Origin of the sequence: Alcanivorax sp. VBW004, assembly GCF_009718865.1 — a bacterium.
GTDB lineage: Bacteria > Pseudomonadota > Gammaproteobacteria > Pseudomonadales > Alcanivoracaceae > Alcanivorax.
Window position 1 is genome coordinate 1,083,131 of record NZ_WNHC01000001.1, and the last position, 23,713, is coordinate 1,106,843.

The window sequence follows — 23,713 nt, forward strand, 5'->3', positions numbered from 1 at the left end:
GAATGAGAACGGTTTGGCTTGCTGTATCGCTTTTATGCGCACCGTTGTCGGTCAGCGCGTTGTCGCTGGAACAGGCGGTGGCCGAGGCTATCGATACCCACCCCAGAATTCAGGAACGGTTTGCCCGTTACCAGTCCGTGGACCGGGATCAGCGTGCGGCCACGGCGGATTATTTGCCCCAGCTTTCCATTCGCGGGCAAGTGGGCGAGGAGTGGACCAATTACCGGACCGGTCAGGAAATTGATGAGCAACTGACCCAGGATGAAATCGGTGTGCGGTTGTCGCAGCTTATTTTTGACGGCTTTCGCACCAGTGCCAACATGAAGCGCCTGGATCGGGAAGCGGAAGCCGAGCGGCTGGGGCTGATCAGTGAAGCAGAAAACCTGGCGCTGGATGTGGCCAGTGTGTATCTGGAAACCCTCAAGGCCAAGGACATTGCCGAGCTTACATTCAACAACGTTCAGGACCATGAAAATATTCTGGAATTCATTACCAGCCGCACTGAGCGGGGGCTGGCCAGTGAATCGGATATTGCCCAGGTGGCGGCACGCCTGGCCAATGCGCGTAGCTCGCTTTTGGCCGCGACCAATAACCTGGAAGATCAGCGTACCCAGCTGCGCTCTCTGGTCGGTCACGATATCGATACTCTGGTGCAACCGGTGCCGGATGAAAGCGTGATTCCGGCAACGCCGAAGCTGGCGCTGCAGCGGGCGTTTGATAATCACCCTGAGCTGGATGCAGCGAAAGCGGACATTCAGGCAGCCGAGCAGGAAGTGGTGGTGAACAAGGCGGGTTATTGGCCGCGTTTTTCCATTGAAGCCGATGCGGTGCAAGGCCATGACATCGGCGGTTTTGAAGGGCGCGATGAAGACGCCCGTCTGTTGCTGGTGATGGAATATGACCTCTATGCCGGCGGCCGCGATACTGCCCGTTCTGCATCGTCCCAGTGGCGTCTGCACGAAGCCAAGGCGGTGCGCTCAGGCACGCTGCGTCAGGTCAAGGATGAGGTAGAGCTGGCCTGGCGGGCCCGTGCGGTGCTGGCCAGCCAGAAGGACGTGCTGCGTACCTCCGTGGATGCTGCGACTGCCGCAGAGGAAGGCTATATCCGTCAATATGAGTTGGGGCGTCGCACCCTGCTGGATGTATTGAACGCAAAAGTGGAGCTGTTCCTGGCCCGCAAGAACTACCTGGCCGCCAATTACGATCAGCTGATTTCATCCTACCGACTGATGAACGCCACCGGGCAGCTGGGCTATGCGCTGCGTGTCGCGTATCCGGAAGGTTTTGTGAGAGGGGAAGACTGATGAGCATGCGCGGAATGATGATGCTGAGTGTCGTGCTGGTGCTGGCGGGTTGCAGCTCCTCGGTACCGGAAACCCTGACACTGGAACGTTCGCAACCATTCAAGCTGGCCGATGCTGATGGCGACGGTGTGGTGGATGCCCGGGATTTGTGCGCCAATTCTCCGGCCGGTGTCACTGCCGATGCACAAGGCTGCACGGAATGGGAATGGAAAGGGTATGAACAGCTGTATTTTGTGTTTTTCGATTTCGACAAATCGCTGATTCGTGAGGACCAGCAGGAAGTGATGGATGAGATTGCCCGTGATGTGCTGAGCTCACCGGACAGCCAGGTGGCGATTGTCGGGGACACCAGCCCGGAAGGGACCATCCAGTATAACCAGCGGCTGGGTGAGCGCCGGGCGGAAGCCATTTCCGGTGAACTGCTGCAGCGGGGTGTTCACGGTGAACAGCTCAAGGACTACATCTTTACGGATGAACTGGTTCGTCACCGCCTGTTCAAGCGTCAGCGCAGAACCATTGTGCAGGTGACCCGGCCGCCTCAGTACGAGTCGGTAAGGCAATGGGATATCTATCACGCGGAGCAGTTGCAGGATGAAGCGGCAACCCGCAAGGCGGTGAAGTGATGAAGGCTGTGATGAAAGGAATCAAGATGACTGCAATGTTTAAACATATGTTGTTGCTGGCCAGTCTGAGCGTCGCAGCAGTGGCCAGTGCCGACGAGGCTCAAACCAGCGAGCCAGCCACAGATCTGCGCATTGCCACGTCTCAGGGGCTCTATGACCTGTATCAAGACGATATCAGTGACTTTACCGTGGTGTTGGTGGAGCAGCCGGCGGGGATGTTCATTAACGGTAAATCCAACGGCATTCTTACCCTGTCCAGCCTGGATGATCTGGGGATGGGCTTCTTGTCCGAAAAAGCAAAAGCGCGCCCTTTCTCGCTGACGCTGGGAGTCTGGTTGCCGGATGTGGCGCTGGATAACGGGGACGACGAGGATCAGGAGAAGGACCCGGGCAAAACCTACCTGGATGAGGAAACGGTACTGCGACAGGCTTATTCGGGGCAGATCGAGGGGGCTCAGCTGGTGCGGTTCTATCTGCTGGCGGAGCACCGCCAGGAGCTGGCAGACAAACATCTTCTGCAGGGCTTTATTGCCTACCCGCCGGAAGAGGATGAGGCCCGGGAGGAAGACACAGATGACAGTGCTGTCGTCCGCCTGGCTGATGCCACCACTGAGCAGAACCGGCCCACGGCAATCCGTGAGTTCGATAGCGGCTTGTTGGTGTTGCCGTCTCCTCAGGTGATGCAGGCCAATGCGGTTGCCGCTGGCGTGGCGGAGCCGGTCTTTGCTGGCGGTTACCGTTAAATTGCTGCTTGTCGGCTTACGGCCTTCGGCCTAAGCCGACCTACGGTGCATCGAGGTAGGCTGCGGTGTTTGTGCGTATCGTAGACGCAGGGAAACAGCGTTCGTCGTCAATGGACGGAATAAGGGGGGGGGGAGGCCTAGGTGTTGTTGCTGGAGTCTGGCTCAGCCCAGTTTGGCGCGAACCTTGCCGCTGGCGGCGCCCATATCGGCACGACCCTGCAATTGCGGCTTGAGAATGCCCATCACCTTGCCCATATCCTGCATACCGGACGCACCGGTTTGCGCCATGGCGTCATCGATAAGGGAATCGATTTCGGCATCGCTGAGCTGGGTGGGGAGGAATTCCTGGAGTACCACAATTTCCGCTTCTTCGGTTTCCGCCAGTTCAGGGCGGTCCGCATCACGGTATTGTGTGGCTGAATCCTTGCGCTGCTTGATCAGCTTGTCGAGCAACGCCAGTACACGGGCATCATCGGGTTCGATGCGCTCGTCCACTTCGATTTGCTTGATCGCTGCCAGCGCCATACGAAAAACGCCAAGACGTGCCTTTTCTTTGGCACGCATGGCGTCTTTCATGGCTGCAGTGAGCTGCTCTTTGAGCGCACTCATCAGACGTCTATACCTTAGTACAAACGTTTGCGTGCGAGTTGCTCACGCTGCAGTTTTTTAAGGTGACGCTTGACGGCTGCGGCACGCTTGCGCTTACGCTCTTGTGTGGGCTTCTCGTACTGCTCGCGACGACGCACTTCAGAGAGAATACCCGCTTTTTCACAGCCACGCTTGAAACGGCGCAGGGCCACATCAAACGGTTCGCCTTCTTTCACCTTCACCTGAGGCATGAAGAATCACCTTCCTAGAAATTAGAGTTTATGGGTTCGCCGCGGGCTCAGGTGGTCCCGGGGTGCGGCGAGGCGGGGATTCTACCTGAGTGGGGAATAAATGCAAATCCGGGCGTCTGGCGCTATCATGGCGCCGCAATTTCACAGGGTTGAGCACCATGCGCGTATTGGGTATTGAATCAAGCTGCGACGAGACCGGCGTGGCCATCTATGACACCGAGCAGGGCCTGCTGGGCCAGGCGCTCTATAGTCAGGTGGAGATGCATGCCCGTTATGGCGGGGTGGTGCCAGAGCTGGCCAGCCGTGACCACGTGCAGCGGGTTCTGCCGCTGGTGCGTGAAGTGATGGGGGAGGCCGATACCCGCCCAGAGCAGCTGGATGGTATCGCCTATACCGCCGGACCAGGGCTGGCCGGCGCCTTGCTGGTAGGCGCCGGCGTGGCCCGTTCACTGGCCTTCGGCTGGGATCTGCCTGCGGTGGCGGTGCATCATATGGAAGGACACCTGCTGGCGCCGTTGCTGGAACCCAATGCGCCGGCGTTTCCGTTTGTGGCCCTGCTGGTCAGTGGCGGGCATACCCTGCTGCTGGATGCCCAGGGGCTGGGAGACTACGCCATTCTGGGCGAATCGGTGGATGATGCTGCCGGTGAAGCGTTCGACAAGGCCGCGAAAATGATGGGTCTGGGTTATCCGGGGGGGCCACGCATTGCTGCGCTGGCCCAGCAGGGCACGGTGGGGCGGTTTCGTTTTCCCCGCCCGATGACGGATCGCCCGGGGCTGGATATGAGCTTTTCCGGGCTTAAGACCTTCACCCTGAACACCATCAATGATCTGGGCGGCAAGGATGCGCTGGGCGAGCAGGACCGGGCCGATATTGCCCGTGCTTTCGAGGAAGCAGCGGTGGATACCCTGGTGATCAAATGCCGCCGCGCGGTGGAGCAGACCGGACACAAACGGTTAGTGATGGCGGGTGGCGTCAGTGCCAATCAGTCGTTGCGCGCGAAGCTGGCGGAGCAGATGAAGAAGCGTGGCGTGGACGTCTACTACCCGGCTCCCCAGTACTGCACCGATAATGGCGCCATGATCGCCTTTGCCGGTGCCTTGCGATTGCAGGCCGGTGAGCAAGCCGCCCTGCCCATCAAGATCCGCCCGCGCTGGCCGTTGACGGAGTTGGCGGCGCTGTAAACCCAGTTGAAAGTTTAAAGTTCAAAGTTTAAACGCGGACCAAGCTGACCAGTTTTGCCATGCTCTGCACGCGATTAACGGTAATGTCGCGGGCACGGCCTGCCCAAGCCCGAGGCTGCTAGACGCGCTTTTCAACTTTGAACTTTGAACTTTAAACTGCGAATCAATCCTTCTTTCTGAACCCCAGTTCTTCCCCGCGCAGGATTTTCTGCAGGTTGCTGCGGTGCCGGGCGATCATCACCAGTGACAGGGCCAGCATGGGCCAGAAGGCCTGGGGTAGCCAGGCAAAGATACACGCCGGTGCCACCACAAAGGCGCTGAGTGAGGCGATGGAAGAAATGCGGTTGAGGGCAAAAACCAGCAGCCAGATGCCACCGGCAAGCAGCCCGCTGGGCCAGTGTAGGGCGAATAACAGCCCGAAAGCCGTGGCCACGCCCTTGCCACCCTGAAAATGGAAGAACACCGGGTACAAGTGACCGAGAAAGGCGAAGGTACCCACCAGGGCGGCGACAAAGGGCCCCATATCCAGAGAGCGGGCCAGCACCACGGGGATGACCCCTTTGAGTACATCACCGAGCAAGGTGAGCGCGGCCGCCGGTTTACCGCCAATGCGCAGCACATTGGTGGCCCCGGGGTTGTTGGAGCCCTCGGTGCGCGGGTCCGGGTAGCCGAACAGTCGGCACACCAGAATGGCACTGGAAATGGAGCCCATCAGATAGCCGGCTACGCACAATGGCAGCAGCCAAAACCAGACGTCCTGTAATGTCCCTGCTTGCACCGGCTATAATCTCCCTTCAATCGCTGAGGCAGCGAAATTTGCGCCCTGTAATACATGGGGTGACATTGTACACAGCAGGGCGTTATTGCCTGCGCTGCAAGCGTAACATCTGATTACCTGAAATGGGATTCATCCGCCAGAGGCCCTGTGTCAGCGTAGGTGCCGGTGAATGCCACGCCAAGAGATCGAGTATGGATATTGTTTATATCAATGATTTGAAAGTGGATACCGTGATCGGCATTTTTGACTGGGAGCGCCGTATTCGCCAGACCGTCAGTCTGGACTTGGAAATGGCGGCGGACATTCGCAGAGGGGCAGCATCGGATCACATCGACGATGCCCTGGACTACAAGGCTATCGGCAAGCGGTTGATTGCCTTTATCGAAAGCAGCGAGTTTCAGCTGGTTGAGACGCTGGCCGAGAACGTGGCGCAGCTGGTCCTCAAGGAATTTCAGGTGCCGTGGCTGAAGCTGCGGCTCAGCAAACCGGGCGCCCTGCGTGGGGCACGGGATGTGGGTGTGATCATTGAGCGGGGTGAACGTCCCGATGGGTGAAGCGCTGGAAGGTGACGCGTCTCAGGCTCAGGTATTCCTTAGCCTGGGCTCCAATATCGATCGTGAGCACAATATCCGCTCTGGGCTGAAAGCGCTGGCCCGGGTATTTTCGCCGCTGGCAATCAGTCCGGTGTACGAAAGTGAAGCGGTGGGTTTCGACGGCGATGCTTTTTATAACCTGGTGGTGGGGCTGAAGACGAGTCTGAGTGTCGGGGACCTGGCGGCTTGCCTGAAGGACATCGAAAAAGACCATGGCCGGGTGCGAGGCGAGAAAAAGTTTTCCAGCCGAACCCTGGATATCGATATCCTTACCTACGACGACTGTGTGGGGGAAGTGGATGGCGTCCAGCTGCCCCGCGATGAAATCCTCAAACATGCTTTTGTGTTGAAACCCCTGGTGGATCTGGCCCCGGATGCGCTGCATCCCGAAACAAAAACGTCTTATCAGGCATTGCTGAAAGCAGCAGATTTCAGTGGGCAGAATTTGTGGGTGGTGCCGTTCGAGGATGAATAACGGCGGTTTTTAATATGCCGTCTCTCCCAAGGAGTTCCAGCGCCACTGTGGGAAGCGATGCTCGCATCGAGAAAGTGCCTGTAGCGCGTAGCGCACCGTCGTTATTCGTGATGCAAGCATCTCTTCCCACAGAAAATCAGTGATGCAGGGAGTTTTTCAGGGGTTACCTGGCTTGCGTTGCAGCTTGTAGCGTGTAGCGTGAAGCGTGTTGCGTCTCTCTTAATACCAATGCGGTGCCATATCGCTTTGGGCCCAACGAAAGAAATCGTATTCCAGCCGCGAAATACCACCCGGATAGAGGTGCTCGATACGCTGTAATGTTGGACGCTGGTGGGTTTTTTCCAGGTCCTGGAGCATTTGTCGCAGGGTGGCGCGGCCCACGGGTTTGGACATGAGAAAAGCGGTGGTGGCCCAGGCAACCGTATAGGGAATGGCGTTGAGCTGGTGGGCCATTTTTCGCCATTGCGCATCGTCCAGGGACAGATACTGCCGCAGAGTAATCAGGCGCTGTTGTTCGATCCAGGTCTGAACCCGCTGCTGGGCATCCGGCAGCGCACTGATTTTCAGGCGGCCGTCCGGTTGCGTCTCCAGGGTCTGAAAATACTGTGCCAGGCCTTCCTGCAGCCAGACCGGGGCCGAGGGAGATAACTGGTAGAGCAGAACGTGGCTGGATTCATGCAGGATAGTCTGGGCAACTTGCCGTTCATTATCGGCCCATTGCCACACCGCCACTTCATTGGTGGCAGGAATAAAGACGCCCGCATAATGGCGGCTGCTGGTGCCAATCCGGTCAACCATCCATTGTTGAAAGTCGTCCTGTTTCTCAATCAGGTACAGGTTGACTTCCGCGGTGCCATGCAGGTCCAGGCCGAAGTCCCGGCGGTAGCGCTGGTAGATGTTGCTAATGTTATCCAGCGTTTGTTGCTGCAAGTCGCCAGACAGGGTGAAGTCCTGACGTTTGACGTTGATCTCGAGTTCTTTGAGTTGCGGGCTGATATCGGGGGTGACGGTTTGGGTTTGTGCATCTTCCGGCGGGCGGTCACCGAAATGCAATTTGCCGTTGGCGTCACGCCACTGGAAAATTTCTGCCCGGGCGGTGCCGCCGAGCAGGAGGCTGAGGGTGAGAGCAAGCGCTAGAAATCGCAATGTTCATCAATCCATTTGCGGGTTTTTTTCTGGTCAGCGGCAACTTCGTCTGCCGTTGCGCCACGCCGTGAGCCGTCTTCTTCAATGTATTCGAAAGGGCCTTTGAGCATTTTCAGGCGGTCTTGTGCTTCCGCGCAGGGTTTGGCAAAACGTTCCTGGTGTTGTCTTCGGGCGGCTTCTTCAGCCTGGGCTTTTTCCCGGGCCTGGGTGCGCTGGCTTTCCAGCAGGCGCTGGGTGCGGGCATGAATATCGCGTGCATCCTCCTGACCAATTTTGGGGGGAGCTTTCACGTCGAGAGTGTCATGTTGCTCTTTGGGCGCCTTGTCCCCGAATTGCCAGTTTCCGTTGGCGTCTTTCCAGCGATAGATTTCTGCACTGGCAGACATGACCGTCAGTAACAGAATTATTCCCCCGATTAATCTCATCATTCCCCCGAGTATCCGTCTCGTGTTGTGTGGTTTAGCTTCCCTGCAAGGCCAGTGAACGTCCCCCGTCCACGGCCAGTATCTGACCTGTTATAAACGGCGCGGCTGTGGCCAGCCAGTAAACAGTGTTGGCGATGTCATCCGGTTCGCCGCTGCGCTTGAGCGCGGTGGCATCCTGAATGGCCTGCTGGTTCATTTGCCCCGCCTCCGGCCACAGGATCGGCCCCGGCGACACGCCGTTGACGCGAATTTCCGGGCCTAGCTCCCGCGCCAGGCTTTTTGTCATCATCGCAAGTCCTGCCTTGGCCATGCAATACAGGGTGTGGGTCTGCAGCGGTTTTTCTGCGTAGACATCGACAATGTTGATAATGCAGCCGTGCTGTTGGCGCAGGGCCGGCGTCAGTTGCTGGCTGAGAATAAAGGGGGCGCGCAGGTTGCTGTGAATTAATTTTTCCCAGTCGGCGTCGTCGGCCTGATCAATGGGCGTGGGGTAAAAACTGGAGGCATTGTTCACCAGCAGGTCCAGTTGGCCGAAACAGGCCAGTGCATCGCTGGCCAGCTGGCGTACGGCCGCCGGCTGGTCCAGATCGGCTTGTAGCAAGGCGGCACTGTTCGGGCGGGTCTGATTGAGAACCGCGGCCAGGCTTTCGGCTTCCTGCTGGCTGCCACGGTAATGGATGATGACCCGCATGCCGCGGTGGTGCAGGGTACGAACGATCTGGGCGCCGATACGGCGGGCGCTGCCGGTAACCAGGGCGACGGGGGCTGTCATCAGGGATTGAGCTCCTGTTGTTTGAAAGTGGTGATGGCCTGGATGCGGGCTTTTTCGATGGCGTCGCCCAGGGCGGGCCCTTCAATACCCTGAGCGCGCAAGGCGGCCACGTCCACACACTGGAGCGCCTGGGCCGCACCGCGCAGGTAATTTGCCTGGGGGTAGTCGCGGTCTTCGAAGCCAGTACGGCCACGGGCATCGGCTTCGCAGGCGCCCAGAAAATCTTCCAACCGTTCGGGCCGGCGGATCACATCCAGTGCCTTGAACAGTTTCCACACGGTCTGCGGTTTCAGCTCCAGAGCGCGGTGGCAGTGGGTGTGGTATTCGGCCACCAGCGCAGCGGTGTCAGCGGCGTCACGGGGAACCCGCAGACGTTTCGACAGGGTGCGTGACAGTCGGGCACTGCGAATTTCGTGGGCGATATGCCGGGGCCACTCTGCCTGTGGTGTTTTGGCTTTACCCAGATCGTGGCACAGCACGGCGTAACGGGCCGTCAACGGCAGCTTGAGTTTGGCGGCCATTTCCAGGCATAGCCATTGGTGCACCAGGGTATCGACTTCCGGGTGGTGGACTTCCGGTTGGGGAACGCCATCCAGTGCGGCCAATTCGGGGAACAGTTTTTCCAGCGCGCCACAGGCATGCAGGACCTGGAAAAAAACCTGGGGAGCGGGTTCCATGAGTGCCCGGCTGGTTTCTTTCCAGACCCGCTCGGGCACCAGGTAATCCAGTTCGCCGCTATCACTGAGCTGGCGCATCAGTGTCAGGGTGTCGTCTGCGACGCGGAAGCCGAGCCAGTGATAACGGGCGGCGAATCGTGCCACGCGCAATACCCGCAGCGGGTCCTCGGCAAAAGCGGGTGAAACATGCCGTAGCAAGCGGGCTTTTAGATCGATCTTGCCGTGGAAAGGGTCGACTACCTCGCCACCTTCTGAACGCGCCATGGCATTGATGGTCAGGTCGCGGCGAATCAGGTCTTCTTCCAGGGAGACGTCGCTGGCGGCATGGAAGGTAAAGCCCCCGTAGCCATGGCCGGATTTTCGCTCGGTGCGGGCCAGGGCGTATTCTTCCTGGGTCTCGGGATGCAGGAATACCGGGAAATCCTTGCCCACGGGGCGGAATTCGTTGGCTTCCATTTCTTCCGGCGTGGCGCCAACCACGACCCAGTCCTTTTCTGTCACGGGGAGGCCGAGCAAGGAGTCCCGCACCGCACCGCCCACCAGATACACTTTCATCTTGTTTACCTGTGAGTTCTTGAGCAGAATGGTCGCATGCTTTCTATCGTACTGAAACTGAACTCTTTGATGCTGGTCGTCGACCGCTGTGCACGCAAATGGCGTGCGCAGGGACGACGGCTGTGTGACTGAAAGTTTCAGTTATCAAAAAAGGCCGCAGCGTCCCCCGACCTGCGGCCTTTTTTTATGGGGCCGCTTCACGCAACAGGCTCCATGCAACAACGCGAATCAACGCAAGCCGGAGTCCTGAGGCACTGCCCGCGCACAAATGTTTGAGCGCGGGCGCTGAGGTGGCAAATCAAAAGGCAACGATGAGCGCGTTGATGCGTGTTGCGTGTTGCGTGTAGCTTGAAGCGGAGAAAATCATGCCAACCCTGGCAGCGTATTTGATCGTGGTGGCGGTGTGGGCAACCACGCCGTTGGGGATTAAATGGAGTGGTGAGGCCATGGCGCCGCTGGCGGCAGCCGGTGTGCGTATGGGCATCGCTGCGCTGCTGGGCCTGGGCTGGTTGTGGATGAAACGTCAGCCGTTGCCGTTGCATCGCCGGGCGCGGCTCAGCTATCTGGCGTCCCTGCCGGGTATTTTCGGTGCCATGGGCTGTAGCTATATGGCGGCGGCGCACCTGCCTTCCGGGTTGATCTCGGTGATCTTTGGCCTGGCGCCGTTACTTTCCGGGCTAATGCTGCAAGGCTTGCCGGGTGGGGTACGGCTCAACCGCTGGCATTGGAGTGCCTGCCTGATCGGCCTGGCCGGATTGGCACTGGTATTTGATGACAGCCTGCAGGTGCTGGTCGCCGGGCAAGGCATGGGGGACCGGGGCGTCGGCTTGCTGTGGATGCTCAGCGCGGTGACCCTGTTTGCCGGCAGTGGCATCGCCGTGCAACGTGTGGCCGCCGGGCTGCAGCCCATGCAGCAAACCGTGGGCGGCTTGCTGTTGTCGTTACCCTGCTATGCCGCCGGTATGTTGATTACCGGGCAGACGTTGAGTTTTAGCGGTGACTATCGGGGCTTGTCCGCCATCCTGTATCTGGCGGTGTTTGGCTCGCTGTTGGGTTTTTACTGCTACTACCAGGTACTGGCGCGCTTGCCTGCGGCCACCGTGGCGCTGGTGACGCTGATAACACCGGTGTTGGCGCTGTCGCTGGGTAGCCTGTTCAACGGCGAAAGCCTTGGTGCCCTGGTGCTGGCAGGCGCCGCATTGATTGTGCTCGCGTTGTCGCTTTTCTTGCTGGGGGATCACAAGGTGCGCCGCCAGCTGAAGCAAATGGCAGATTCAGAGACAGCAAGTACCCCGGATCCGGTGCCGTGATGTCAGCCTGGCCCGGATCAGGAAATAACGGTGGGCGGTGGCATGCTGAATTCGTTCAGTACGCTGCCGTGCTCAACACTCTCCAGGCGGACCTCGAACTTCCACAAGCGGTGCAGATGGCGTAGCACCTCCCGGGCACTGTTTTCATCCAGTGGCCGGCCGCTGCTGCGTTGGTGGCGCAAGGTCAGCGTGCGGTCGCCGTGCACATTGGCGTTGACCACCTGGATGTTGGGTTCCTGAATACTCAGGTTGTATTGCTCGGCCAGCGCATCACGGACCTTGCGGTAACCCTGTTCGTTATGAATGGCGCCCACTTCCACGTAGTCGTTACGGTCATCGTCGGCGATCTGAAAAAACTTGAAATAGCGGATCAGGCGTGGTGACAGGAACTGCTGAATAAAGCTCTCGTCCTTGAAGCTTTCCATGGCGAATTTCACCGTACTCAGCCAGTCGGAGCCGGCAATGTCCGGGAACCATTCCCGGTCTTCGTCGTCCGGGTTTTCGCAGATGCGGCGGATGTCCTGGAACATGTTGAAGCCCAGGGCGTAGGGGTTCATGCCGCTGTAGAAGGGCGCAGTGAACGGCGGCTGGTAAATGACCTGGCTATGGTTCTGCAGAAATTCCAGCATGAAGCCGTCGGTGACTTTCCCCTGGTCGTACAGGTCATTGAGCAAGGTGTAGTGCCACAGGCAGGCCCAGCCTTCGTTCATTACCTTGGTCTGGCGCTGGGGGTAAAAGTATTGGGCCATTTTGCGCACGATACGGATAATTTCCCGCTGCCAGGGCGCCAGCAAGGGGGCGTTTTTTTCGAGGAAGTAGAGCAGGTTTTCCTGGGGCTCCGCCGGAAAGTTCGGGGGCTCCTCGCGTAATTGAACGGCAGGCTGTAACTGCGGAAAAGTGCGCCAGAGTTCAGAAATCTGTTTCTGCAGTGAGGCTTCCCGTTCCCGTTGCCGGCGTTTTTCCTCCACGGCGGAAATGGGCGAAGGGCGCTTGTAGCGGTCCACCCCGTAGTTCATCAGCGCATGGCAGGAATCCAGGGTTTCCTCCACGGCCTTGACGCCATGGCGTTGCTCACAGTCCGCAATATAGTTTCGGGCGAACACCAGGTAATCGATGATGGACGAGGCATCCGTCCAGGTTTTGAAAAGATAGTTGTTCTTGAAGAATGAATTATGCCCATAGCTGGCATGGGCGATGACCAGCGCCTGCATGGTGATGTTGTTTTCCTCCATCAGGTAGGCGATGCAGGGGTCGGAGTTGATCACGATTTCATAGGCCAGGCCCATATGCCCGCGCCGGTAACGCCCCTCGACTTCCACGAACTGTTTGCCGAATGACCAGTGGTTGTAGCCTACCGGCATGCCCACGGAAGAATAGGCATCCATCATTTGCTCGGACGAAATGACCTCGATCTGGTTGGGGTAGGTGTCGAGGCCATATTTGTTATGGGCCAGATCCGCAATGGCTTCATCGTAGCGGGCCAGTAATTCAAAATCCCAGTCAGAGCCCTCTGAAAGAAACATGCTCAGGTCTCCATGCGTTTTTTGAACAGCTCGCGAAATACCGGATAAATCTCCCCGGGCTCATCAATCTGGGCCATGGAAAAGGCAGACGGGTGCCGCTGCATAATGTTCTGGTAGTGGTCCCAGAGTGCCTGGTGGGCCCGTGGCATGACCTCGACGTAGGAAAAGTACTGCAGCTTGGGAAGCAGCTCGTCTTCGATCAGTTTGGCGCAGGCGGGTGAGTCATCGTTCCAGTTGTCACCGTCCGAGGCCTGGGCGGCATACAGGTTCCATTCGTCAACCGGGTAGCGTTCCTCGATGATGTCGCGGGTCAGCTTCAGCGCGCTGGATACGATGGTGCCGCCAGTTTCCCGGGAGTAGAAAAATTCTTCTTCATTAACTTCCTTGGCACTGGTGTGGTGGCGGATAAAGACCACCTCGATATGCTCGTAGTTACGCTCAAGGAACAGGTAAAGAAGCAGAAAGAAGCGTTTGGCCAGGTCTTTCATGTCCTGATTCATGGAGCCGGACACATCCATGATGCAGAACATAACCGCCCGGCTGACGGGTACCGGGACTTTGACGTGGTGGTTGTAGCGCAGGTCCACCGTGTCCAGAAAAGGAATGCGTTCCACCCGGCGTTCCAGCCGGGCGATCTGCTCATCCAGCTCGTGCAAACGTGCTTGCCGTTGTGGCGACTGATCCTGTTCCAGCAGTGCATCCCGCTCGGCTTTCAGGGTGCGTATTTTCTTGCGCGTGGCGGCGGTGAGGGCGCGGCGGCGCATGGAGGCCTGGCGCATGGAGCGGACGATATTGATTTTGGCGGGCATGCCCTGGCTGACGATGCCGCCATGACGGTGTTGAAAGATCTGTGCCCCTTCCAGGTGACGCTTGAGCAGATTGGGCAGCTCCAGGTCTTCAAACAGGAAATTCAGGAATTCCTGTTTGTCGATTTCGAAGGCGAACTCGTCATTGCCTTCGCCCTGGTCACTGGCCTGGCCATCGCCGGGTCCGCCTCCGCCGCCACCGTCCGGGCGGCGAATACGGTCTCCCTGATGAAATTCCTGGTTGCCCGGGTGGACGATGCTGCGTTGCCCGCCGGGGCCGTGATGGAAAATGGGTTCAGAGAGGTCCTTGCGGGGAATGCTTATCCGCTCGCCTTGCTCCATGTCCTTGATGGAACGGCGGCTGACCGCATCGTTGACGGCATCGCGAATGTGCGAACGATAGCGGCGCAGGAAGCGCTGCCGGTTCACGGTGCTTTTGCGTTTATCGTTCAGGCGACGGTCAATGATGTAGCTCATGGGCTTCCTCCGGAAGCAGCTTCACGCGACACGCTTGTCGCAACAACACGGGTGGGGCTTGAGCGGTTTTGACGTTGTCTCCGCGATCGAGCCAGGCGCGGAGAGAGCAATGCGTAACGCTAAAACCGTTATGCCGTGTTGTTGCGTGTTACGTGAAGCATGCTGCGTCTCCTATTGCGCCTTTCTCACCCGCAGGTACCACTCGGATAACAGTCTTACCTGCTTCTCCGTGTAGCCCCGCGATACCATGCGCTGCACAAAGTTATTGTGTTTGCGCTGGTCGTCCTCGCTGCCTTTGGCGTTGAAGGAAATGACGGGCAGCAGGTCCTCGGTGTTGGAGAACATTTTTTTCTCGATCACATCGCGCAGTTTCTGGTAGCTGAGCCAGCTGGGGTTCTTGCCGTGGTTGTTGGCGCGGGCGCGAAGGACGAAGTTGACCACTTCGTTGCGGAAGTCTTTGGGGTTGGAAATGCCGGCCGGTTTTTCGATTTTTTCCAGGTCTTCATTGAGCGCCTGGCGGTCGAAAATTTCACCGGTATCCGGGTCGCGAAACTCCTGATCCTGAATCCAGAAATCCGCATAGATTACGTAGCGGTCGAAAATGTTCTGGCCGTATTCCGAGTAAGATTCGAGATAAGCGGTCTGGATTTCCTTGCCGATAAATTCTACGTAGCGGGGCACCAGGTATTCCTTGATGAAGCGGCGGTACTGTTCCGATTTTTCCTGGGGGAACTGTTCCTGTTCAATGCGCTGCTCCAGCACATGAATCAGGTGCACCGGGTTGGCTGCTACCTCCGAGTGGTCATAGTTGAATACCTTGGAGAGAATCTTGAAAGCAAAGCGGGTGGAGAGCCCGGCCATGCCTTCATCCACGCCGGCCATATCGCGGTACTCCTGCATGGATTTGGCGTGGGGGTCCACATCTTTCAGATTCTCGCCGTCGTAAACGCGCATCTTTGAATAAATGCTGGAATTTTCCGGTTCTTTCAGCCGGGTGAGTGTGGAAAATTGCGCGAGCATGTGAAGGGTGTCCGGTGCGCAGTGGGCATCGCGCAGGCTGGAGTTGCGCAGCAGCTTGTCATAGATCTGCATTTCTTCGGTGACGCGCAGGCAATAAGGCACCTTGACGATATAGACCCGGTCGATGAAGGCTTCGTTGTTCTTGTTGTTGCGGAAGGTATGCCACTCGGCTTCGTTGGAATGCGCCAGCACCATGCCATCGAAAGGGATGGCGCCCATGTGTTCGGTGCCGTTGTAGTTTCCTTCCTGGGTGGCGGTGAGCAATGGGTGCAGCACCTTGATCGGAGCCTTGAACATTTCCACGAATTCGAGCAGACCCTGGTTGGCCCGGCACAGGCCCCCGGAAAAGGCGTAGGCGTCAGGGTCATCTTGGGAGAAGTCTTCCAGCTTGCGAATGTCCACCTTGCCCACCAGGGCGGAAATGTCCTGGTTGTTTTCATCACCGGGTTCGGTTTTGGCCACCGCGACTTGGTCGAGAATGGAGGGGTAGCGTTTTACCACGCGAAACTGGCTCAGGTCGCCGCCGAATTCATGCAAACGCTTGACCGCCCAGGGGGACATGATGGTGCGGATATAGCGGCGGGGAATGCCGTATTCCTCTTCGAGGATGGGGCCGTCTTCTTCCGGGTTGAACAGGGTCAGGGGGGAGTCGTTTACCGGCGAGCCTTTTAAGGCATAGAAGGGCACTTTCTGCATCAGTGCCTTGAGTTTTTCGGCCAGGGAGGATTTGCCGCCACCCACCGGCCCAAGTAGATAAAGAATCTGTTTCTTTTCTTCCAGACCCTGGGCTGCGTGGCGGTAATAACTGACGATGTTTTCGATGACTTCTTCGAGGCCGTAGAACTCGTCGAAGGCGGGATAGCGACGGATAATCTTGTTGGAGAAGATGCGTGACAGGCGCGGGTCCTGGGCGGTATCGACCATTTCCGGTTCGCCGATGGCCATCAGCATGCGCTCAGCGGCAGTGGCGTAAGCGCTGGGGTCGTCCTTGCACAGTTCCAGGTACTCTTCCAGCGACATTTCTTCTTGCTGGGTCGCATCAAACCGGGCCTGGTAGTGGCTGATTATACTCATGCCTGCTTCCTCCTGGCGGAACGCACATTGTCACAACAAAACTACATGCAGGGTTTTTCCTTTATCGATAAAAGTCAGTCGGCTATGGCGTTAAGAGAGGGTGAAACGGGCTGCGCGTCATCGCCGCCTGAACGCATGTCTTGGCTTTAGCATGGAACCAAACGGCGGAACAAGTCAAAGAAAAGCGGGCAACTTTTTTTTAAAAAATGACGAGGTGTCGGTAACGTTGATCAGGCGTGTTGCCGGGCTGCAGGGGCGGGTTTCCCCGCAGGTATAAGGTTGCCAGATGGCAGGAGGGAAACGGCTTGTGGTGCTTAACGACGGATTAGCAGTCGCACTGGATGCGCACCTGATCGTCCAGGCGCAATGCTGTCAAAGTGCCACCCCAGACGCAGCCGGTATCCAGTGCGTCGACTTTGTCGACCCCGCTGTGACCTTCCAGTGCGGCCCAGTGGCCGAACAGGACGCGGGTGTCGGTGAGCACCCGCCGGGGGTGCTGGAACCAGGGCATGAACCCGACGGGGGGCTGGTCGGGCTCGCCTTTGCTGGTCAGGTCCAGCTCGCCGGCCTGATCCACGAAGCGCATGCGGGTGAAATGGTTGGTAATCACGCGCCAGCGGTCCGTGCCGCTGAGTTGTTCGTCCCAGCCGGCGGGGGTGTTGCCGTACATATGGGTAAAGAAGGCGTCGGCGGAGTCGCTGCGGAGCACCGTTTCCACTTCTGCCGCCCGCTGGCTGGCCTGCTCCAGTGACCACAATGGCGGAATGCCGGCATGGGTCATCACCGCGTTATGTTCCGGCAGGGGAATCAGCAGGGGCTGTTGTTGTAACCAGCCCAGCAGTTCAGCGCGATCCGGTGCGTCGAGGATCTCACTGAGGGTGTCCTTGCGTTTGCTGTGGGTGGTGCCGTTGGCCACCGCCAGCAGGTGCAGGTCGTGGTTGCCCAGCACGGTATGCACGTTGTCACGCAGGGCGTGAACGCGGCGCAGGGTGCCCAGCGAGTCCGGCCCCCGATTGACCAGATCCCCGGCGAGAAACAGGCGGTCACGGTCGGCGTTGAAGCCGATTTTCTCCAACAGACAGTCAAACGCCCCCAGACAGCCCTGCAGGTCACCAATGGCGTAGTCGCTCACAAGGCGCCTCCGGCGCCCGCTTGCATGCAGCACGCCACACGCGGCACGCTCAAAGGCGCAGTTTGCGTGTTGCGTGCGGCGTGATGCGTGCCGGCGTTAATGCAATGCATGCGGTACCGCAAGGGTGAAGGCGGGGATTTGTGCGTCAAAGTGGATGCCATCTTCGCCAATCATCTGGTAACTGCCACGCATGCTGCCCACTTCGGTTTCCAGTATGGCGCCGCTGGTGTAGCGGAAGGTCTGGCCGGGGGCGATATGGGGCTGTTCGCCGATAACGCCTTCGCCATGGACTTCCTGTACGCGCTCTTCGCCATCGGTGATGACCCAGTGACGGGTCAGCAGGCGGGCGCTGACGGCGCCCTGATTGTGGATGCTGATGTGGTAAGCAAAGACCCAGCGTTCGCTTTCTGCGTCGCTCTGGTCTGGCAGGAATTCGGTTTCCACGGATACCCGGATGTCGTGGCGGGAGTCGCCGTTGGCGGTATCGCTGTTGCCTTGTTCGGTGACGCTCATGGCGTGCTTTCTCCCTTGTCTTCGTCGGCGTGCGGGCGGCTGATGTTGGCCAGTGCCACATAATCGGCCACGGACAGCTGGTCCGGTCGCAGGCCGGCATCAATGCCAAGCGCTTCGAATTGCTCGGCGCTAACCCAGGATTTTAACCCATTACGGATGGCCTTGCGCCGCTGTGTGAAGGCCTGGGCCACCAGTTTGCGCAGGTGGTCTTCGTCATCCGCCGGATGCGGCGGGCTGGCGTGGGGGATCAGCCGGACCACGGCGGAGTCCACCCGGGGAGGGGGGCTGAATGCCTCCGGGGGTACAAAGAACAGGTAATCCGCCTGACAGTGATACTGCACCATGATCGACAGCCGCCCCCAGTCGCGGGTGCCGGGGCTGGCGGTGAGCCGTTCGACAACTTCCTTTTGCAGCATGAAGGTCATGTCGCTGATGGCGTCAGCCTGGGCCAGCAGGTGAAAGATCAGCGGGGTGGAGATGTTGTAAGGCAGGTTGCCGATGACTCGCAGGGGCTTGTCCGCCGGTTTCAGGGCGCGGAAATCAAAACGCAGGGCGTCGCTTTCGTGAATGCTCAGCCGGTCGGGGGTGTTTTCCTGGCGCAGCAGGGCGATCAGGTCCCGGTCCAGCTCGACCACATGCAAATGCGGGATTTCTTCCAGCAAGGGGTACGTCAGCGCGCCCCGGCCCGGGCCGATTTCCACCAGGGTGTCGCCCGCTTGCAGGCCCAGGGTGCGAATCATGCGGTCGACCAGATTGCGGTCGTGCAGGAAGTGCTGGCCAAAGCGTTTACGGGTGCGGTGTTCTGTCATAGCGGGTCTCAGGTCGGGGCCGGGTGGTGTGTCTTATCCGTGTTTTATCAATGCGCAGTCAGCGCAGCGTCAGGCATCACATTGCGCTGAGGCCAGCGCCAATGCCTGACGCGTGGCGGCGATCAGGCTGCTGGCGCTGGCGGTGCCGCTGCCTGCCAGGTCGAAGGCGGTGCCATGGTCCACGGAGGTGCGAATGAACGGCAACCCCAGGGTGATATTGATGGCTTCGCCGAAACCGGCGTATTTGAGCACCGGCAAGCCCTGGTCATGATACATGGCCAACACCGCATCGTGCTGCTCCAGCAGGTGCGGCTGGAAGGCGGTGTCGGCGGGCAGGGGGCCGGTGAGGGCCATGCCCTGCGCGCGCAGTTGCTCCAGGGTGGGGATGATCACATCCAGCTCTTCGCGCCCCAGATGGCCGCCTTCGCCGGCATGGGGGTTGAGCCCCAGTACCATGATGCGAGGCTCGGCAATCCGGTATTTGCCGATCAGATCGTCACGGAGAATGGTCAGGGTGCGTATCAGGCCCGCCGGGGTAATCGCCGCGGGAACCTGGCTCAGGGGCAGGTGAGTGGTGGCCAGGGCCACCCGCAGATCCTGCGTCCGGTCCGGGGCGGTGAGCATCATCACCACCTGCGCCACCCCCGCCTGTTCGGCGAGAAACTCGGTGTGCCCGGTGAAGGCCGGGTCGGCGCCCTCACAAATCACATTCTTGGCCACCGGCGCGGTGACCATGGCCGAGAAGGTGCCGTTAAGGCAGCCCTGGGCGGCGCGGGTGAGCATGGTGAGTGTGCCGGTGGCGGTGGCCGGGTTCGGCTGGCCAGCGGTGACGTTGGCGCCGGCGGGCGTATGCCAGACCGGCAGGCAGCCTGTGGGGAGTGGCTGGCCGGGTTGCCAGTCGCCCAGTGGCACCGTCAGGCCCAGTTGTTGCGCCCGTTCGCTCAGCACCTGGCGATCGCCGATAACCGCCAGCGGGGCATCGGCAAAGGCGTCCGGCAGGGTCAGGACCAGATCCGGCCCGATCCCTGCCGGGTCACCATAGGTGATGGCGATAGGTGATGGCGGCGCGAGAGACATGGGTTAGCAGAATGCCTGAGGCCGGGCCCCGGACGCCAATTCCCTCTCCCTGTCCCTCTCCCGCAAACGGGAGAGGGCACCCTCTACCTTGTGCAGGAGGGAATGGCGTTGCGTTTTAGCACGGCCAAGCGTTGTCAGGCATTCGGCGTTAGGCGTCAGGCGTTCCTTCATAGCCTGATATCCACATAGGATTCGCTGCGTTTTTCCTGCACCCAGGTTTCCAGCTCTTCTTCAAAGCGGCGTTTCTGCAGGGCCTGGGTGGCCTGCATGCGGCGGAATTCGGCGCTCATGTCCGCATCGCGCACGTCATCCACGCGCAGGAAGTGCCAGCCAAACTGGCTTTCGAACACCGGGGACAGCTCACCCACGGGGGTGTTGAGCATCATGTCCTCGAATTCCGGGACCATTTCCCCTTTGTTGACCCAGCCCAGTTCGCCGCCGCTGCGGGCGCTGCCCGGGTCGTCGGAGAATTCGGCAGCGGTGTCGCTGAACTGTCGCTCGCCGGCGGCGATTTCGTCGTGGAGTCGTATCGCCTGTTTGTGGGCTTGCTCGGCGCTGGTCAGGGCATCGGTTTTAATCAGCACATGGCGGACCTGATACTGGGTAACGACTTTCTCGGAACCGCCTTTGCGGTCGATCATCTTGAGAATATGGAAGCCGGCGCCGGAGCGTAGTGGTTCGGAAATCTCGCCTTTTTGCAGGTTGATGGCGTTTTCTGCAAACAGGGTGGGCCATTGTGCCGCCGGGCGTGAGCCCAGATCGCCGCCTTCCAACGCTTTGGGGCCATCGGATTCGGCCACCGCCAGTTGCTGGAAGTCGCCACCGTCATTGAGCTTTTTGACGATGCTTTCGGCTTTGCTGCGGGCCTGGGTGACGTCTTCCGGGCTGGCTTCAGCGGGTACGCGGACCAGGATGTGGCCCAGGTGGAAGTCTTCCTGGAACATCTGCTTGCCCAGTTCCGAGCTCAGAAAGCGATCCACTTCCCGGTCGGTTACCTGAATGCGCGAGGCCACGCTGCGTTGTTGCAGGCGGGAGATCACCATGTCTTCGCGAATCTGTTCGCGGAACTGGGGCCAGTCGTAGCCGTCCTGGCGCAGGGCGGCGGCAAAGTCTTCCAGGCTCATGCCATTCTGGCGGGCGATGCCGGCCAGGGCCTGGTTGAGGCTGGCGTCGTCGACCTTGATACCGCCCCGTTCGGCCAGTTGCAGCTGCAGGCGCTCCAGCACCATGCGATCGAGCACTTGCTCGCGCATCACCGCCGGGGGCGGCAGTTGCTGGCCTTTTTCCTGAAACTGCAGGGCGATGGTGTTGATTCGCTCATCCAGCTCGCTGGCCATGATGGCGCCGTCGTTAACCACGGCGACAATGCGGTCAAGCATCTGCACCTTGGCCTGGCTCCAGGCCGGCACCATCAGCACGGCCATGGCCAACAGGCCAAGCAGGGTGTGTCTGGCATGCAGCGTGCGACGTGCAGCGTGCAGCGTTCTATCAATCATACTGTCTCCTGTATCCCGGAATGCTGCGCTCCAGCAGGGAATCCACCTGGCCGCCAAAGCCGCCCAGGCCGATCATCTGGATCTGGAACCAGATGGTGCTGTCCGCCTCGAGGTTGCCGTCGCCGTTGTCATCTACCAGCTCGCGCTGGCTGAGCAGTCGCAGCTTCCAGCAGCAATTGCGGTATTCGGCACCGGCCATGGTTTCCAGTGTGCGCTGGTTGTCCAGGTCGTACATCCAGCGGCCAACCAGCCGCCAGTGTCGGTGAACCGGCAGAATAGCACTGACTTCCGATTCGCGGATGTCGTCTGCCGGGCGGTCGTGATAGCCCAGGTTGACGACGCGGCGCTCCCGGTCGTTATAGCCAATCTGGAAGTTGGACCGTTCGCGCTTGTTCTCTTCGGTATCCCACTGGGCTTCTGAGTAGAGGTACCAATCCTGTGCAAAGTTCCAACGGGCGTCACCGATAACCGGGGTCTGGTCGTCGGTGGGGTCTTCCACGGCCCGATCGGTGATCACTTTGCGGTCTTCAAAATAGAAGCCCTGGGCCACGCGCAGGCGTAGCTGCTCGCGGCCGGTGCCATCATGCAGGAAGCGGCTGGTCAGGCCTACCGCCAATTTTTCTTCGTCGCCAATACGGTCGTAACCGATGAAGCGGTTTTCCCGGAACAGCGAGTTGTAGGAGAAGGTCAGCTCGCCGGAATCGAAGTTGGGGAGTTCGCTCTGGTCTTCGTAGGCCACCTTGTTGAGGAACAGGCGCGGTTCCAGTGTTTGGGTATAGGTAGAGCCGAACCAGTTGCCGGGGCGCTCGAAAAACAGGCCGGAGTCCAGGCTGGCGCCCCAGGTGGTCATGTCCGGGTTGTCTTCGGCATTGGCGTCCACGTTATCAAGCTGGTATTGGGTGTGGTACAGCCGGGTGCGGGGTTCCACGTAGCCCCAGGGTTTTTGCAGGCGCATGCTCAGGGCCGGGGCCATGTGGCCACGCAGGCCGGTGGCTTTGCCGCTGTCGTCGGAGTCACTGCGGTCGAAGGCGGTAACGTCGGACAGCCACAACCCTTTCACCGGGCCGTAGAGTGTCGGGTCGCCGGTCAATTGCAGCTGGGGCAGGCGTCGGTAGGGCAGGTCAGCGTCGTCCAGGGTGGGGTCGATGGTCTGCCAGGATTGCAGCCGGCCCAGTACCTGCCAGGTGCGCCCGTAGTAGCGGGCTTCTGCCAGCCGGGGCAGGTGGGTCTGGGAGCTGATTTCCAGCCCGGTATCCAGATCCTTGAAGTAGAAGTCATCGGAGACATAGGTGAAATCGGTCTCCAGGCTCCAGCGGTTGATGTTGCCGTTGTGCGTCCAGCGGCCCACCTGGCGATTTTCGTTGTCGAACTTGCGGTCGTTAAACAGCACGCCGTAGCTGAGGCTGCCTTCACCCCAGCGGGACAGGTAGCGGAATTCGCTGTCCACGCCGCTGCCACGGCCATCGATATAGCGGGGGGCGATGGTGGCGTCGAACTGCGGGTGCAGGTTCAGGTAAATGGGCTGGGAGATATCCAGCCCGCCACTGTCACCCACGGACAACGTCGGGAACAGCAGGCCGCTCTTGCGCCGGTCATCGATGGGGAAGGTCATCCAGGGCAGCCAGAAGATCGGCATGCTCTTGACCTTCAACACCACGTTGTTGGCTTCACCCCAGCCCTTGTCCCGGTCGAGAAAAATACGATCCCCCTGCATGACCCAGCCGTTGGAACCGGGGGCGCAGGTGGTATAGGTGCCGTTGGTGATGGTGGTGGTGTTCTGGTTCAGAAAGATATAATCGGCGTTGCCGCGGGCGCCATTGTCGAACATGGAGTAGCGCACCCCTTGCAGGCTGCCTTCCTTGCGGCGAGTCTGACCGCTCATGTTGTCGGCAATAAAGGTGGCGCGGTCACTTTCCAGGCGCATGCCACTTTCCAGCTCGAATTTGCCGGTGGTTTGATCGAGCTCGGCAATGTCGGTGGTAATGCGACGGCCGGGCTGTTCAATCAGCACATCGCCGTCCAGTTTGATCAAGCCGTCCTGGGTAAGCGTGGAGTGATCGGCGGTCACCACTGTATCGCTGCCCGCTACGGGGGTGCCGATACTGGGGTTATAGTAAATGCCGCCGCACCAATCCGGTATCGGGCGCTGCTGCACGGCAGGGAACGTGGCCATCTCTTCGCGGTCAACCCAGTTCAGGTCGTTTTCCGCAAGGCTGGCCCCTGAAGCAAGCAGCAGGGCAGGAATCAATAATCGTGGTATGGGCAGTGGCATCAGCTGCTCAGAACAGGTAAAAAGGCCGCTTTATGGCGGGCGAGACTTTCCGTCCACCAAAAGCGGCAGTGTAATCGAACAAGGAAGGCA

At 59.5% G+C, this 23,713-nt stretch carries 23 protein-coding genes; 7 read left to right on the forward strand and 16 right to left on the reverse strand.

Features of this window, described 5'->3' with window-relative positions; all coding sequences use genetic code 11:
* Positions 1-2: 2 nt before the first annotated feature.
* Genes F1529_RS04825 through F1529_RS04835 form a run of 3 tightly spaced genes read left to right on the forward strand, consistent with a single transcriptional unit; the run spans position 3 to position 2,670 of the window.
* Complete coding sequence (locus F1529_RS04825) at positions 3-1,304, forward strand: TolC family outer membrane protein (protein ID WP_196220371.1); 1,302 nt, start codon at positions 3-5, stop codon at positions 1,302-1,304.
* Entirely contained in the window at positions 1,304-1,927 is a 624-nt protein-coding gene (locus F1529_RS04830; protein WP_155132559.1) for an OmpA family protein, read from the forward strand. The genes F1529_RS04825 and F1529_RS04830 overlap by 1 nt, the downstream gene beginning before the upstream one ends.
* A gap of 26 nt (positions 1,928-1,953) precedes the next feature.
* Positions 1,954-2,670 carry a hypothetical protein gene (locus F1529_RS04835; RefSeq protein ID WP_155132562.1) on the forward strand — a complete coding sequence of 239 codons (717 nt, stop codon included), beginning with the start codon at positions 1,954-1,956 and terminating at the stop codon, positions 2,668-2,670.
* 162 nt (positions 2,671-2,832) lie between these two features.
* Here the strand turns inward: F1529_RS04835 and F1529_RS04840 are convergent, their stop codons facing one another.
* Positions 2,833-3,279, reverse strand: coding sequence for a GatB/YqeY domain-containing protein (locus F1529_RS04840; protein WP_007149378.1), 447 nt, complete (start codon positions 3,277-3,279; stop codon positions 2,833-2,835).
* Between the two features lie 14 nt (positions 3,280-3,293).
* Positions 3,294-3,509, reverse strand: a complete 216-nt coding sequence (gene rpsU / locus F1529_RS04845) for a 30S ribosomal protein S21 (RefSeq protein WP_007148705.1) — start codon at positions 3,507-3,509, stop codon at positions 3,294-3,296.
* A 158-nt stretch (positions 3,510-3,667) separates the two neighbouring features.
* Between rpsU and tsaD the strand changes: the two genes are divergently transcribed.
* The gene (gene tsaD / locus F1529_RS04850; RefSeq protein ID WP_155132565.1) at positions 3,668-4,693 is read left to right on the forward strand and encodes a tRNA (adenosine(37)-N6)-threonylcarbamoyltransferase complex transferase subunit TsaD; all 1,026 of its coding nucleotides are present in this window, start codon (positions 3,668-3,670) and stop codon (positions 4,691-4,693) included.
* A 163-nt stretch (positions 4,694-4,856) separates the two neighbouring features.
* Here tsaD and plsY read toward each other — a convergent pair whose 3' ends face one another.
* The gene (gene plsY / locus F1529_RS04855) at positions 4,857-5,471 is read right to left on the reverse strand and encodes a glycerol-3-phosphate 1-O-acyltransferase PlsY (RefSeq protein WP_370456957.1); all 615 of its coding nucleotides are present in this window, start codon (positions 5,469-5,471) and stop codon (positions 4,857-4,859) included.
* Positions 5,472-5,662: 191 nt separating this feature from the next.
* Between plsY and folB the strand changes: the two genes are divergently transcribed.
* Positions 5,663-6,025 (forward strand): dihydroneopterin aldolase, encoded by a 363-nt coding sequence (folB, locus tag F1529_RS04860; RefSeq protein ID WP_007150436.1) that lies wholly within the window; start codon positions 5,663-5,665, stop codon positions 6,023-6,025.
* The gene (folK, locus tag F1529_RS04865) at positions 6,018-6,539 is read left to right on the forward strand and encodes a 2-amino-4-hydroxy-6-hydroxymethyldihydropteridine diphosphokinase (protein ID WP_007150764.1); all 522 of its coding nucleotides are present in this window, start codon (positions 6,018-6,020) and stop codon (positions 6,537-6,539) included. Before folB ends, folK begins: the two co-directional genes overlap by 8 nt.
* Before the next feature lie 219 nt (positions 6,540-6,758).
* Here the strand turns inward: folK and F1529_RS04870 are convergent, their stop codons facing one another.
* The 4 genes from F1529_RS04870 to F1529_RS04885 are packed head-to-tail and all read right to left on the reverse strand — an operon-like array spanning position 6,759 to position 10,114.
* Positions 6,759-7,685 carry a DUF4124 domain-containing protein gene (locus F1529_RS04870; RefSeq protein ID WP_155132568.1) on the reverse strand — a complete coding sequence of 309 codons (927 nt, stop codon included), beginning with the start codon at positions 7,683-7,685 and terminating at the stop codon, positions 6,759-6,761.
* Positions 7,673-8,113 (reverse strand): DUF4124 domain-containing protein, encoded by a 441-nt coding sequence (locus F1529_RS04875; protein WP_007149469.1) that lies wholly within the window; start codon positions 8,111-8,113, stop codon positions 7,673-7,675. The genes F1529_RS04870 and F1529_RS04875 overlap by 13 nt, the downstream gene beginning before the upstream one ends.
* A gap of 31 nt (positions 8,114-8,144) precedes the next feature.
* Positions 8,145-8,882, reverse strand: coding sequence for a pteridine reductase (locus F1529_RS04880; RefSeq protein ID WP_155132571.1), 738 nt, complete (start codon positions 8,880-8,882; stop codon positions 8,145-8,147).
* Positions 8,882-10,114 carry a multifunctional CCA addition/repair protein gene (locus F1529_RS04885; RefSeq protein WP_155132574.1) on the reverse strand — a complete coding sequence of 411 codons (1,233 nt, stop codon included), beginning with the start codon at positions 10,112-10,114 and terminating at the stop codon, positions 8,882-8,884. Before F1529_RS04885 ends, F1529_RS04880 begins: the two co-directional genes overlap by 1 nt.
* 365 nt (positions 10,115-10,479) lie before the next feature.
* On the opposite strand from F1529_RS04885, the gene F1529_RS04890 reads away from it, so the two are divergent.
* The gene (locus F1529_RS04890; RefSeq protein WP_155132577.1) at positions 10,480-11,424 is read left to right on the forward strand and encodes a DMT family transporter; all 945 of its coding nucleotides are present in this window, start codon (positions 10,480-10,482) and stop codon (positions 11,422-11,424) included.
* Positions 11,425-11,441: 17 nt separating this feature from the next.
* Here F1529_RS04890 and F1529_RS04895 read toward each other — a convergent pair whose 3' ends face one another.
* The 9 genes from F1529_RS04895 to F1529_RS04935 all read right to left on the reverse strand — a co-directional run bounded on the left by F1529_RS04895 (position 11,442) and on the right by F1529_RS04935 (position 23,623).
* Entirely contained in the window at positions 11,442-12,947 is a 1,506-nt protein-coding gene (locus F1529_RS04895; RefSeq protein ID WP_155132580.1) for a SpoVR family protein, read from the reverse strand.
* Positions 12,948-12,949: 2 nt separating this feature from the next.
* Positions 12,950-14,230: a YeaH/YhbH family protein gene (locus tag F1529_RS04900; protein WP_155132583.1), complete on the reverse strand. Its 1,281-nt coding sequence runs from the start codon at positions 14,228-14,230 to the stop codon at positions 12,950-12,952.
* 171 nt (positions 14,231-14,401) lie between these two features.
* A complete protein-coding gene (locus F1529_RS04905; protein ID WP_007148870.1) occupies positions 14,402-16,324 on the reverse strand; it encodes a PrkA family serine protein kinase in 1,923 nt (640 codons plus the stop codon).
* Positions 16,325-16,649: 325 nt separating this feature from the next.
* Positions 16,650-17,456 carry a symmetrical bis(5'-nucleosyl)-tetraphosphatase gene (locus F1529_RS04910; RefSeq protein ID WP_370456958.1) on the reverse strand — a complete coding sequence of 269 codons (807 nt, stop codon included), beginning with the start codon at positions 17,454-17,456 and terminating at the stop codon, positions 16,650-16,652.
* A 96-nt stretch (positions 17,457-17,552) separates the two neighbouring features.
* The gene (gene apaG / locus F1529_RS04915) at positions 17,553-17,969 is read right to left on the reverse strand and encodes a Co2+/Mg2+ efflux protein ApaG (protein WP_155132586.1); all 417 of its coding nucleotides are present in this window, start codon (positions 17,967-17,969) and stop codon (positions 17,553-17,555) included.
* Positions 17,966-18,778 (reverse strand): 16S rRNA (adenine(1518)-N(6)/adenine(1519)-N(6))-dimethyltransferase RsmA, encoded by an 813-nt coding sequence (gene rsmA / locus F1529_RS04920; protein ID WP_155132589.1) that lies wholly within the window; start codon positions 18,776-18,778, stop codon positions 17,966-17,968. Before rsmA ends, apaG begins: the two co-directional genes overlap by 4 nt.
* 69 nt (positions 18,779-18,847) lie before the next feature.
* Positions 18,848-19,855 carry a 4-hydroxythreonine-4-phosphate dehydrogenase PdxA gene (gene pdxA / locus F1529_RS04925; RefSeq protein ID WP_155132592.1) on the reverse strand — a complete coding sequence of 336 codons (1,008 nt, stop codon included), beginning with the start codon at positions 19,853-19,855 and terminating at the stop codon, positions 18,848-18,850.
* Between the two features lie 167 nt (positions 19,856-20,022).
* Positions 20,023-21,351 (reverse strand): peptidylprolyl isomerase, encoded by a 1,329-nt coding sequence (locus tag F1529_RS04930; protein ID WP_155132595.1) that lies wholly within the window; start codon positions 21,349-21,351, stop codon positions 20,023-20,025.
* Complete coding sequence (locus F1529_RS04935) at positions 21,344-23,623, reverse strand: LPS-assembly protein LptD (protein ID WP_039926349.1); 2,280 nt, start codon at positions 23,621-23,623, stop codon at positions 21,344-21,346. The genes F1529_RS04930 and F1529_RS04935 overlap by 8 nt, the downstream gene beginning before the upstream one ends.
* Positions 23,624-23,713: the final 90 nt, after the last annotated feature.